The sequence below is a fragment of the Postechiella marina genome (assembly GCF_039538365.1).
Taxonomy (GTDB): Bacteria; Bacteroidota; Bacteroidia; order Flavobacteriales; family Flavobacteriaceae; genus Postechiella; species Postechiella marina.
Map to the genome: position 1 here is coordinate 433,453 of NZ_BAABCA010000002.1, position 13,176 is coordinate 446,628.

Sequence of the window (13,176 nt, forward strand, 5' to 3'; positions counted from 1 at the left end):
ATATAAATTTACATATTTAATTATTGCAATAAACTATAAACAAACTCAGGGTATCCACGTTCTCCGTCTGCATTTGTTAAGGCTATAAACTGCAATTTATAAAGATTACCATCAGTATCATTAACAATATAAAATACATTTGTTTTTAAAGAAGGTAAGCTTCCTGGTCCGCCACTATTTCTCCAACTACTTCCAATACTTCTTTGGTCGCTAGAGAATTTTGTATTATCTATATCTGCCAATGTAAAGTTTTCGTATGACAAATCTGTTTGCAACTCATTATCAACCATATATACTTTGGTATTTTGCTTTTTATTAGTAACAACAAAATCTGAATAAAAATAAGGTCCATAGCTATCAGTACCTATAAAGACTTCATCAGTAAATGTTGTAAAGCTTAAATCCCATTCTTCTTTAATTGGCTCTATATTAATCTCACTATTAGTATTAAAGCTAAAAAAACTATAGTTATAATTAGAGTTTTTAGAAATTAATACTTCTTGGTGAGTTGTATCGTCTAAATCAGCATATTGTAAGATGTAATTAGATCCATCTTGTAAAACTCTCACCTTTTTCCAGCCTCTTGGTTCATCTGTAGTGTCAATAGCTCCCGTAGTAGGTGTTTCTGTTCCTATTTCATAACCTAAGTTTACAAGATAAACATGATTATTTGCATCTGTTACAGAAATTTCTGAAAAAGCGGTACCACTTAAATCTCCATTAGGTGTATCTACATACTGCATGCTTATTTTATCATAGGTATTAGTTTTTACCATTGGCTGTAAATCTTGTATTTCTTGATTACTGGAGGTTACAGCATCAATATCTGTTGCTGTTAATTGGGCTGCAGCCATAGCAATAGTACCATTTATTACAACTCTAAATTCTGCCCCAGAATAAAAACCTAAATCCCAAGTATCGCGTTGTACAACAGTTGAAATGCTACTACTTAAATCTACATACACTTGATTTTGCTCGTTTGGACCACCAACTTCTGGAGCTATAGAGGCTCCTTCAATAAGAATTTTAATAGGTTCCGTTGGTCCATCGTCATTATCGCTACATCCTACAAAGGCACATGCTGCAACACATAAAATAAAAGTAAATAATTTGTTTGTCATGATATTAGTTTTTAAAATTTAAGATTATATAATAGTTTTAAGTAATACGAGCGACCGTAACCCAATAAAAGCCCATTGTTATTAGCAGAGTGAATACCTCCATTTGCTGAATTACTAATATTTACATTAGTAACATCTAGCAGGTTTCTACCTCCAAGTGTGGCTTGAACTGTATTATTAAAAAAAGACTTTTTTACAGAGGCATCTAACCAATTATAAGCACTAGTTGTAGTTTTAGAAAATGTAGAGTTACCATCGCTATCTGCGCCTGTAGCTGTAAAGTTTTGCTGCTCGCCATTATGTTTTAAAAGCACAGTAAAAGCAGCATCCCATTTTTTTACTTGATAAGTAGCACCTGCATTTATTTGTAAAGCATAAAGAAAATTGTTGTTTGCTTCTTTGTCGTTATTAGTGTTTTGAGCGATACCTTGTAATGTAGCTCCAAAGTTAAATATCCAACTATTGGCTTTTAAACTATTCTCTAATGTTGTACTCCATAATTTATAGGTATCTATATTTATATATTGATACTGCAATGGCGCATTATTAACAATAGCTAAATCTATTCTATCTTTAATATCGATATAGCTTATTTTTATGGCATTTAGCATTGATAAATTATTAAACCAACTACGTTTTTTTAAGTTTAAAAAGGCTGTAAAACCATTTTCTGGACTCAAATTTTCGTTACCCCTTACATCGTGATTGCTATCTACAAAGTAATAGTAAAGCTCTTCGAAATTTGGTGTCCTGTACGCTGTACCAAAGTTTCCGCGTAACTCAAAACCTTTTTTCATAAGATAACGAGCACTTATAGAGCCTAAAAATTTAGATTGAAATAGGGAATTGTATTCAAAACGTAAACCTGGTCGGAATAAAAACTTATTAGAAAAATTTATTTCGGAAGAACCAAAAACTGCATAATTATTTTGGGTTTGCTTTTTATCTTGCTGTGTAACATCGCCTGAAGCCTGAGTATCGAAACCTTCTATAAAACGAGTTTCGTAACCTAATTGAAAATTATAAACATCGTTTTTAACCAAATTATTTATACTTCCTTTAGAAAAAAATACGCTGCTAGATTGATAAACCTCATCGGTTTCGTTGCTTTTTTCTTTGGTTAATATGTAATAGTTAAACTCGTTTAAGCGACGCTTTTGTTGTTGGTAAGATAACGAAGCATTGTAATTTGCTCCAGAATTAAGTTTACCGTTTAGGTTTATATTGTTTACAAATCTGTTGGTTGTAAAAACCCTATCTGTAGCAGATGGATTACTGGTTTGCGACTGCGTGTTTACGTTAGCCCTAACCGCTGCATCATAGTAATTTATTGTTTCGTTAAAATATTCAAACTTATAAAAAACCTTAAAATTAGTCTTACTATAGTTTAATAGCGCATTAGTGTTAATTTGGGTTTTAGGCAACCAATCGTAACCACGTAATCCATCGTTTTGATAATAATCTTGCCCTTGTCTTTGGTTAAAAAAACCTGCAAATTCATTTCTATTTACACCTGCCCTAACAAACCAGTTCTCGTTAAAATTATGCCCAATATTTAAACCTTGTATATGCCTACCTTTATTAAACCAAGCATACTCGTTATTAACTGTTTCTTCTTGTAAAAAAGCCTGAATTTTCCAGTTAGTATCTATAGATTTTTTGGTAATTATATTAATAACACCAGAAACTGCATTAGCACCATACTCTACTCCCATGGCGCCTTCAACAATTTCTATACGCTCTACATCATCAAGATTTATTTGTGTTAAATCTATATTATTACCCAATCCATTATCGCTAACTAACGGAATATTATCTACTAGAATATTAAAATATTGCGAGTCTAATCCAAAAAAAGAAATCGTAGATTTTCCTGTTTGGGCATTTGGTATAATAGTTAAGTTTAAATTAAAGTTTAATAAGTCGGCTAAATTATTGGCTGCTTGGTTTTCTATTTGTTCTCTTTTAATAACCTTAACATTATGAACAGACTTTTTTATACCCTGCGGATTGTATTGTCCTGTTATAACAACCTCTTCTAAACCATTAACTTTTATAGAATCTTGTTTTACATTCTGCGCAATTATCCAACAAGAAAAAAAAGTTGAAAAATAAATGCTTAAATATTTTTTATTTAGAACCATTCTTAATTAAATTTGCAGCAAATATATGTCTTATTTTAATTCAGTCTAAATAAGAACAAGTAAAATTTTATTTTTTTAAAACCAAAACAAACAACCCGCTAAAAATGAGTAGATTAAAAATTTTAACATTGTTATTTTTAACATTTTCCATTTATACAAACGCCCAAAACAAGAAAAAAAGAGATGCAGAAGCCATTAAAAAAATGTGTGGATGCTACGAAGTAACCTTCAATTTTGCAGAAACCTTTAACTATAGTAACGATTCGCTTTACAAACCATCTAAAACTAAAGTTGATAAAGGTTTAGAATGGGCACAGTTAGTTCAAGACGACAAAAACAAGATATCAATTCAGCATTTGTTACAAGTAGGAGATCCATCAAAACCCTATATAGTAAAGCACTGGAGACAAGATTGGCTTTTCGAAAACACAAGTTTTTACATGTATAATGGCAATAACAACTGGAATTTTATTACCAAACCAAAAGCTGAAGTAAAAGGACAATGGACTCAAAAAGTATTTCAAGTAGACGATAGTCCGCGATACGAGGGTTCTTCAACATGGGTACATGTAGACGGAAAAAGCTACTGGGAAAACACAACCAACGCCCCTCTACCAAGAAGAGAATACACAAAACGAAGCGATTATAACATAACCCTAAGAGGCAACAGACATGAAATTACTAAAGATGGTTGGATACACGATCAAGATAACGCCAAAGTAATTCGCCAAACTGGAAAAGAAGATGTGATTTTAGCAAAAGAAAAAGGATATAACACCTACGTAAAAGTAGACGATAGCAAATGTAAAGGCGCATCGGATTGGTGGAAAGAAAACCACGAAAAATGGGCTTTGGTTCGTAATAAATGGGCTCAAGTATATAACAGAAATAAAAACTTATCTCTAGAAAATAAAGTAGAAAACAAACAACTATATAAATATTTATTCTCTGACGATTATAAAACAACCGAGAACATAAATAAAGTTATAGAATCTTTCGTAAAAAAATAAGTCAACTTAAATAATCAACCAAATTTTAAAACACAATGAAAAGCGTACTAACATTACTACTAGTAATAAGTAGCATATATTCAAGTTATAGTCAAGCCACAATAAGAGGTGCAGTAAAAAACCAGTTAGACGAAGGTATTCCTTTTGCTACAGTATATTTAGAAGGCACAGAAATTGGTGTAGCTTCAGATGAAAACGGGATTTTTACTATAAAAAACGTGCCTTATAAAGCATATACCATTATTGCTAGCGCTGTGGGGTACAACAAGGTAACTAAAGAAATTAATATAAATGGAGATAAAAATCATATAATTTTTAAATTAAAACAAAACACTAATTTAGATGAAGTTGAGCTTTTTGGACACAGAGATAAAGTAGCAGAAAAGCTAGAAACATTAACCCGTTTACCATTAGCACCAAACGAGCAATTACAAAGCATATCTATACTATCGCATGCTTTAATAGAAAAACAAAACGCGTTAAGTTTAAGCGATGTAACCAAAAATGTTGCTGGTGTTTACACATTTGCAACTTATGGTAACACTAGAGAAAGTATGTCTTTAAGAGGTTTTAGAGGAATTCCTATACTTAAAAACGGTGTTAGAATTCATTCAGACTTTAGAGGTACAGGTGTTGTAACAGACATGGCTGGTGTAGATAACATTCAGGTATTAAAAGGTATTTCGGCAATTAGTCAAGGTCTTGGAGGCGACCTTGGTTCTGCCGGAGGAGTAATAAATATTGTTACAAAAACACCAAAATTTTATGATGGTGGCGAAGTTAGTTTTAGAACAGGTAGTTACGGACAAATACGCCCAACATTCGATTTTTATGGGCCTTTAGACAGCAAAAAAACTGTGGCTTTTAGACTAGCAGGATCTTACGACAAAGCAGATAGTTACAGAAGCAAAGTTAACTCAGAGCGTTTTTATATAAACCCATCTTTAGCATGGAAACCAAACGATAAAACAAATATTATTTTAGAAATGGATTATACTGATAATAGTGTAACTCCAGATCAAGGAACCATTAATTTAGGTGGTTACGACACCAATGATATTTACAAATTACCAAACGATAACTTTGTAGGTTTTGATTCTGACAGAACAAACTCTGTAAACACAACTTACGCCATTAGACTTGAAAGAGAAATAAGTGATAATTTAAGCGTAAAAGCAGGCTTATTCTCATCAGACTTAGAAATATACGAAGAAGAATCTTATATATTTGAAGGCGGAGGAAGAACAGGTTTAGATGTATTAGAAAGCAACGAAAGATATAGAGAATACTACGCTGGCGGGAGGTTAGATAAAAACAGTGTATTCCAAATAGATTTATTAGGAAAAAATATTGAAACAGGAGCTTTAAAACATACCTTTCAAGTTGGTGTAGATTATAGAACTAGTGAGTTTGAAAACATAGCTTACACTACAACCTACCCAACAGATAACACCTATGTAGATATTATTGATGTTTTTAAACCTATAAATAATGTTTTACCAGCTGGTGTAAGCGTTACCGAAAACCCTGATGCTGCATCTGGATCTAAAACAAAATCTTACGGTTTTACAATTCAAGATAAAGTAACATTAACAGAGTGGGCCGATGTATTTTTAGGCTTACGCTACACTTCTCTAGAAAGAACTCGAGGTAACTTTTTAGGAAGAAGCCTGTCTGGATCAAAAAGAGACGATGCTGTTAACCCTTTAATTGGTTTTAATATTAAACCTTTAAAAAACATTATTGTATTTGGGTCTTACGCGAGTAACTCTAACCCAATGAGTTCTTTTTACACAGATGTTAATGGAGACGAATTAGGGACAGAGCGTTGGGATCAATTTGAAACTGGAATTAAATCGACCTGGTTAAACAACGCATTACGTTTTAATGTTACCTATTACTCTACCTTTAGCAAAAACCTAAATCTTGAAGCTATAGATGGCAACGGAACATCTTTAGGCTATTACCTAAAAGGAGGAGAAGACACAAGAAATGGTGTAGAAATAGAAATTATTGGTAGAGTGCTTCCTAATTTAGAGCTTATAGCAGGCTACTCGTATCTAGATGCTAAATATAAAGATCACGTATCTTACTATTACAATTCTAGCCCACTAAACACACCAAAAAATACAGCAAACTTATGGGCAAGATACCGTTTTGAAAATAGTTTAGATGGCCTATCCCTAGGTGCAGGAGTTTATTATTTAGGCGAACGCCCGCACAATGTTTGGTCTAGAGATTACACGCACGATGGTGTTGTACCAGGCGTTAAACCTTTTGATTTAGAAGCTTACACAACAGTTAACATCCAATCATCTTATCAATTTAATGCAGATTTAAGTTTAGATGTATTTGTAAACAACCTATTTAACGAAGTTGGTTATAACGCATACAGAACGGTATATTTAAACCGAATAAATCCAGTTACTTTCGGAACCACTTTACGTTATAAATTTTAAAAAATTAATTATATGAAAACTATTAAATTTTCTATCATTACTTTATTGTTTGTTAATCTTTTACAAGCGCAATCAAAAAATATTTTTTGGGAAAAGAGTTTCTGGAAAACCAATCCAACCATAAAAGTTATTGAACAAAAAATAGCCGAAGGTAACGACGCTGCAGCATTAAACCCTATGAGTTTTGATGCTGTAACAAACGCCATTTTAGCGCATGCAGACAACACAACCATTAAGCATTTATTATCTAAAAAAGGAAACAACGTTAATAAGCTAACCCACGATAAAAGAACTTACGTGTTCTGGGCTGCATATAGTGGTAACTTAGAGTTAGTAAAACACCTTATAGTAAACAATGCTAAATTAAACATTAAAGATTCTCATCATTTTTCTCCATTAACATTTGCTGCTGTTGCAGGACAGACTAATACCGAGATTTACGATACATTAATTGAAAATGGTATCGATATAAAAACAGACAAAGATGAGCACGGAGCCAACGCCTTACTTTTACTTATTCCGCATTTAAAAGATTTTAAACTTGTAGATTATTTTGAAGCCAAAGGCCTTAGTTTAAAAAGCGTAGACAACCATGGTAATGGTGCCTTTAATTATGTTGCAAAAACAGGAAATAAAGCCATGCTAGAGCTACTTATTAAAAAAGGATTGCCATATAAAAACACAAATAGCAACGGTGGTAACGCTATGTTAATGGCCACTCAAGGCTCTAGACAAGGCTACAATACTTTAGATTTTTTTAAACATTTAAACAGCTTAGGTATTGCTGCCAATATTACTAATAACAATGGTTTAACACCGCTACATAATCTGGCTTATGGCAATAAAGACCTTGCTACTATAAATTATTTTATAAATAAAGGTGTAGATGTTAACAAGACAGACAACAATGGCAATACAGCTCTTATTAATGCTTCTGGCAGAAATACATTAGAAATTATTACCAAGTTGGCAAATAACACGAAACAAATTAGTCATGTTAATAACCATGGACAATCTGCTTTAACAAAAGCCTTAAAAAACAAACCTCAAATCGTTACTTTTTTGGTAAATAAAGGAGCAGATGTCCATGTTATTGACGCTAAAGGAAACAACCTTGCTTATTATTTAGTAGAAGCATTTCAACCTAAAAAACAAGAAGCATTTAAAGAGAATATTAAAACATTATCTGCAAATGGGTTCGATATTAAAACCACTCAAAAAAACGGAAACACCTTATTTCATTTAGCAGCAAATGCTAATAATATCGATTTACTAAAGTATTCAAACACTTTAAATATTGACATTAATGCTAAAAACAAAGACGGATTAACAGCTTTACATATTGCAGTTATGAAAGCCAAAAACTTAAAAACGGTAGCATATTTACTATCTATTGGAGCAGATAAAAATATTAAAACCGATTTTGAAGAATCTCTTTTAGACTTAGCTCAAGAAAACGAATTACTAAGCAAACAAAACATCAACCTATTAAAATAATATACCATGAAAAAAACATTAGCATTTAAAACATTTATAATGTTGGCAGTAGTGTTATTTATTTCCTTCGGATTTAAAAGTAAACCTAGCGCATCGGCTTCTTATAAATGCATGATTCAAATGACAAACTATACAGGCGAAGGTGCATATATTGCTATTTCATTATTAAACCCAAATGGCGAATACGAAAAAACATTGTACGTTCAAGGTGATGATGACGAGTGGTATTCAGACATTACAAATTGGTGGCAATTTCATGGTAAAGTTAGAGCAGATATTGATGCCATTACAGGAGCTACAATAAGTGGAGGTGGTCGTACTATAAGCATTATTCAGTTAGAAGATGACAAAATAGATGCGGGATACAAAATTCGTTTTGAATCGGCTGTAGAAGATCAAGAATATTACAAAGACGATGTAGAGTTCGAATTAACTTCAGCATCTGTAAAAAGCAAAGTAGAAGGTCATGGTTTTATACGTTATGTACGTATGATGCCCCAATAAACCCAATTAAAAATGACTATTTCTATATGGAGATATAGCCACCTAACCCTAGCTATATCTTCTTCTATTTTTATTTTATTAGCTACTTTAACTGGTATTATTTTAGCATTCGAGCCTATTTTGAATAAGCTAGAGCCATACGCTGTTAAAAATGCCCAAACACTTTCTGTTGCAAAAACAATAGATAATTTAAAAGCAAACTACGACGAAATAATTAGTATAAATATAGATAGAAATAGCTTTGTACAAGCATCGGTTATTACAAAACAAGGTAAAAACCAAACCTTTTACATAAACCCCTTTACAGGAAAAAAAATAGGCAATGTTATAGAAAAAGCCCCTATTTTTAAATTTGCTACCAATTTACACCGTTCGCTATTTTTAAAATCTACTGGCAGATTTATTGTTGGTTTAGTCTCCTTTTTACTCTTTTTAATGGTCGTTACAGGCATTATTTTAATTGTGAAGCGCCAAGGCGGAATTTTAAACTTTTTTAAGAAAGTTATTAAAGAAGATTTCCAGCAGTATTTTCATGTCGTAATTGGTAAGTATGCCCTAATACCTTTAATAATTATAACCCTTTCTGGAGTCTATTTATCTTTAGAAAAATTTTCGTTATTACCATTAAATAAAAATAAACATGTTTTAACCGAAACCCATACAGATAAACCAACACAAACCTTAAATTTTGATGTATTTAAAAGCACAACTTTAAAAGACATAAAACACATAGAGTTCCCTTTTTCTACTGATGCCGAAGATTACTTTATTATAAAACTAAAAGACAAAGAACTTTACGTAAACCAATACAGCGGAAACACAGTAAGTAAGAAAAAAGAAAGTTTAGTCGCTTTGGCTTCTAGCTGGAGTATGGTTTTACACACTGGGCAAGGCTCTATACTTTGGTCTCTTGTATTATTGGTTACTTGCTTTGCCATTTTATTTTTTATCTATTCGGGCTTTGCCATAACGTTAAATCGTAAAAAGCATAGTATTAAAATAAACAATAAGTTTAGTAAAGATAATGCGGAGTATATTATTTTAGTAGGATCGGAATCTGGAAGCACCTTTGGTTTTGCAAAAACGTTTTACAATGCTTTAATACAGCAAGGCAAATCGGTTTTTGTATCAGAGTTAAATAATTATTCAAACTATAAAAAAGCGAAGCATTTAGTTGTATTTACATCTACTTACGGAGATGGCGAAGCACCAATAAACGCAACAAATTTCGAGAAACTTATTACTAAAACCCCTCAACAGAACACATTACAGTATACTGTTCTTGGCTTTGGGTCGCTAGCCTACAAAGCCTATTGTAAATACGCTGTTTTGGTTGATGCCTTACTACAAAAGCATCAAAATTTTACACCTAATTTAGCGCTTCATAAAATAAATAATCAATCGTTTAAAGCTTTTAAAAATTGGGCCGAATTATGGTCTGCAAGTAAAAACTTAAAGCTAAAAATAGATACTCCAACCAAAATACCTCAACCTAAAAACTCACAATTATTTAAAGTTGTTAATAAATCTAAAATAAATACAGATCATTCATTTTTAATAGAATTTAAACCCGAAAAAAAAATCAAATTTACCTCTGGAGATTTACTATCTATATTACCCCAAAACGACCCTGTAGAACGTTTATACTCTATAGCTAAAGTAAATAACAACATATTGCTTAGCATTAAAAAACACGAGTTTGGTAAATGCTCTAATTATTTAAACACCCTTAAATTAAACGATATAATGACTGCCTCAATAAAAAAAAATAAAGATTTTTATCTACCAAAAAAAGCCAAAGAAGTGGTTATGATTGCCAATGGCACAGGCATTGCTCCTTTTTTAGGCATGATTAATAACAAAAACCACAACAACACAAAAAATTATTTGTTTTGGGGTGGACGCACTAAAGAATCCTACCAAACTTACTCTAAATACATAGACAAAGCTTTTTATAACAAAAGCTTAAATGGAATTTTTATTAGTTTTTCTAAAGAAGAAAGCGAGAAAAAATACGTCCAAAATACCTTAGAAGAAAAGGAAGACCTTATTTCTCGTGTTTTAAAAAACAAAGGTGTTATAATGATTTGTGGTTCTGTAGCCATGGAAAAAGGTGTTTTAAAAACACTTAATACCATTTCAGAATCTAAATTAAACACTCCTCTAAACATGAGTTTAATAAAAACAGATTGTTATTAAATAGAAACTATGTGCAACAATATAAAAATAATATCTAAAGTAAAAAGTGGCGAATTGTCTATTTGTACACAATGCCATATTTACCATCTGGAATTTAACAACATTTATTTAGAGTTTAGCAAAAAAGAATTTAAGCGCTTTAAAGCCTATATTCTTGATATTGAAATAGATTATTGGGAACACAAATACGCATTGGCAAAAGTAAAGCGTAAAATACCAATTCCATCTATGCAACAAAATTTAGTTTTAATGTTTAAGCGCCAAGAAATAAGAGAATTGCAAATATTATTAACTAGCACAAAAAAAGATGTGTTTAATACAAATTTAAATATTAGCGATATAGATTATGCGTTTATTTTAAATTGAAAACCCCATGGAAGACATAAACACTATTTATTATAACGACCTAGGAATTGCTTTTAAATGGAAGCGTTGTGCTGCTAAAGATTTTAATAAAATACAATTGGTGTTTAAAAATACAGGCTTGTTTCTTACCCAAAAAGAGCTTATTCAATTTTCTAAAAACATAGAGCAAACGTTTAGCAAAATAAAAGCCAACCACAGCAAATTAAATAACGATATTTATAGTTTGTTTTTATTAGAAGCTCCAAATGCACATATAAGTTTTACTATGACATTTAGCGAACTAAAAAAAATACAAGATTTAATTACTAAAACTTTATTTCTGCTTGGCTTAAACAGCATTTTAAAAAAACAAAATGTTAAACATAATTAGTAAAAAATCGCTACATTTTTTTAGATTAAAATTCTCGTTAAAAGACTTGAAATTGGAACAACGTAGTATTCAAAATCTACACAAAGAACAGGAGTAAATACAGAATGTAAATACCTACTACTTAAATACGCCTTCGAAAATTTAGAGTGCATTGCTGTAGAGTTTAGAACCCATATACACAATAATCAATCTCGAAATGCTATTTTAAGACTTGGAGTTAAACAAGACGGGGTTTTAAGAAATCATAAAATTGATAAAACGGGTTGTTTAAGAGATACTGTTGTATTTTCAATTTTAAATAGCGAATGGAAAACCGTTAAAAAATCTCTAGAATTTAAGATGAATAAAAAATACTAAAGCTTACATTTTATAAAGGCAAAATATTATATTTGGTTTAGCATGCTAACAAAGCGAAAACTTACTAGGTTATTTTTCAAAAAAAAAAATTAAACCCGCACCTAAGCTAACCCTGCCAAATTATAAAATGAGAAACTTTAGTACCATCATCACTTTATTTTGTTTTTTACTCTTAACTTCTTGTGCATTAAAACCAATAACGCCAGAATATTCTTTTATAAAAACTAACATAGAGAATGTAACATTAGATGATTTAGGCCATGGCAATGTTTTAATTTATAATGGAGCAAATATTTTACACAAAATGGACAATACCGCCAGATTAAATATTTGGCTAGACAATAAAGCTCTAGGACAAATTAGACCCAGTGAATATATAATTATAAACATTAAAAAAGGAAAACACTTTTTTAAAGCTTTACATATCGATCTTGTAAACATGAGAAGTGAACACGAAATAGACATAGATAGCGAAACTAAAGTTATTAAAATAAAACCCACCATTACGTCTAACAAACTAGAGTTAACTAATGAGTTTCCTAAAAACTTTGACATATTTAAATACGCCGAAAAAAGATAACAAACACAAATGGGAAATATAAAAGAAAACCTTAATTACCTAGGACTTAAACTTCCAGAAGTATCAACCCCTGGCGGAAGTTATGTTTCGGTAAATATTCGAGAAAATATAGCATACATCGCCATTCAATTTCCAATTTTAAATGGAGACTACTTTTACCAAGGGCGATTAGGTAACGAAATAACTACCGAACAAGGCTACAAAGCAATGGAATTATGCGCCTTAAATGTTTTGGCTCAAGTAGAAAACAAGGTTGGATTTAACAAAATTGTTGGACTTAATCACATTGATATTTATTTTCAATCTGGTGCAAATTGGGATGACTCGCCAATTGTTGCTAATGGCGCTTCAGATTTATTTGTAAAAGTATTGGAAGAAAAAGGCCAACACTCGAGAGCTATTTTTGGGGTAGAAAAATTACCAAGAAATTTTAGTGTTGGGCTAACTGCTACACTTACTATTAAAAAGGAAGTATAAAGTTTATAAAATAAACGGGGATGTAGCTCAGTTGGCTAGAGCGCTTGACTGGCAGTCAAGAGGTCGTGGGTTCGAATCCCATCTTCTCCACA

11 protein-coding genes, 1 tRNA gene and 1 pseudogene are annotated in these 13,176 nt (G+C 31.5%); 11 read left to right on the forward strand and 2 right to left on the reverse strand.

Features of this window, described 5'->3' with window-relative positions; all coding sequences use genetic code 11:
- Nucleotides 1-20: 20 nt before the first annotated feature.
- On the reverse strand, nucleotides 21-1,121 hold the full coding sequence (locus ABD715_RS05690) for an HmuY family protein (RefSeq protein WP_344787150.1): 1,101 nt from the start codon (nucleotides 1,119-1,121) through the stop codon (nucleotides 21-23).
- An 11-nt stretch (nucleotides 1,122-1,132) separates the two neighbouring features.
- A complete protein-coding gene (locus ABD715_RS05695) occupies nucleotides 1,133-3,265 on the reverse strand; it encodes a TonB-dependent receptor plug domain-containing protein (protein WP_344787151.1) in 2,133 nt (710 codons plus the stop codon).
- A 104-nt stretch (nucleotides 3,266-3,369) separates the two neighbouring features.
- Between ABD715_RS05695 and ABD715_RS05700 the strand changes: the two genes are divergently transcribed.
- From ABD715_RS05700 to ABD715_RS05750, 11 genes and pseudogenes are all read left to right on the forward strand, one after another.
- The gene (locus ABD715_RS05700; RefSeq protein ID WP_344787152.1) at nucleotides 3,370-4,275 is read left to right on the forward strand and encodes a DUF6607 family protein; all 906 of its coding nucleotides are present in this window, start codon (nucleotides 3,370-3,372) and stop codon (nucleotides 4,273-4,275) included.
- A gap of 35 nt (nucleotides 4,276-4,310) precedes the next feature.
- A complete protein-coding gene (locus ABD715_RS05705; protein ID WP_344787153.1) occupies nucleotides 4,311-6,734 on the forward strand; it encodes a TonB-dependent siderophore receptor in 2,424 nt (807 codons plus the stop codon).
- Between the two features lie 12 nt (nucleotides 6,735-6,746).
- On the forward strand, nucleotides 6,747-8,231 hold the full coding sequence (locus ABD715_RS05710) for an ankyrin repeat domain-containing protein (protein WP_344787154.1): 1,485 nt from the start codon (nucleotides 6,747-6,749) through the stop codon (nucleotides 8,229-8,231).
- A gap of 6 nt (nucleotides 8,232-8,237) precedes the next feature.
- On the forward strand, nucleotides 8,238-8,735 hold the full coding sequence (locus ABD715_RS05715; protein ID WP_344787155.1) for a DUF2271 domain-containing protein: 498 nt from the start codon (nucleotides 8,238-8,240) through the stop codon (nucleotides 8,733-8,735).
- A gap of 12 nt (nucleotides 8,736-8,747) precedes the next feature.
- The gene (locus tag ABD715_RS05720) at nucleotides 8,748-10,934 is read left to right on the forward strand and encodes a PepSY domain-containing protein (RefSeq protein WP_344787156.1); all 2,187 of its coding nucleotides are present in this window, start codon (nucleotides 8,748-8,750) and stop codon (nucleotides 10,932-10,934) included.
- Between the two features lie 9 nt (nucleotides 10,935-10,943).
- The gene (locus ABD715_RS05725) at nucleotides 10,944-11,300 is read left to right on the forward strand and encodes a DUF6686 family protein (protein WP_344787157.1); all 357 of its coding nucleotides are present in this window, start codon (nucleotides 10,944-10,946) and stop codon (nucleotides 11,298-11,300) included.
- A 7-nt stretch (nucleotides 11,301-11,307) separates the two neighbouring features.
- Nucleotides 11,308-11,670 carry a hypothetical protein gene (locus tag ABD715_RS05730; protein WP_344787158.1) on the forward strand — a complete coding sequence of 121 codons (363 nt, stop codon included), beginning with the start codon at nucleotides 11,308-11,310 and terminating at the stop codon, nucleotides 11,668-11,670.
- Between the two features lie 90 nt (nucleotides 11,671-11,760).
- A pseudogene (locus tag ABD715_RS05735) lies at nucleotides 11,761-12,027 on the forward strand (GNAT family N-acetyltransferase); the annotation flags it as partial.
- A gap of 127 nt (nucleotides 12,028-12,154) precedes the next feature.
- Nucleotides 12,155-12,607, forward strand: a complete 453-nt coding sequence (locus ABD715_RS05740; RefSeq protein ID WP_344787159.1) for a hypothetical protein — start codon at nucleotides 12,155-12,157, stop codon at nucleotides 12,605-12,607.
- A gap of 9 nt (nucleotides 12,608-12,616) precedes the next feature.
- Complete coding sequence (locus ABD715_RS05745) at nucleotides 12,617-13,084, forward strand: RidA family protein (RefSeq protein ID WP_344787160.1); 468 nt, start codon at nucleotides 12,617-12,619, stop codon at nucleotides 13,082-13,084.
- A gap of 16 nt (nucleotides 13,085-13,100) precedes the next feature.
- A tRNA-Ala gene (locus tag ABD715_RS05750) sits at nucleotides 13,101-13,174 on the forward strand.
- Nucleotides 13,175-13,176 lie beyond the last annotated feature (2 nt).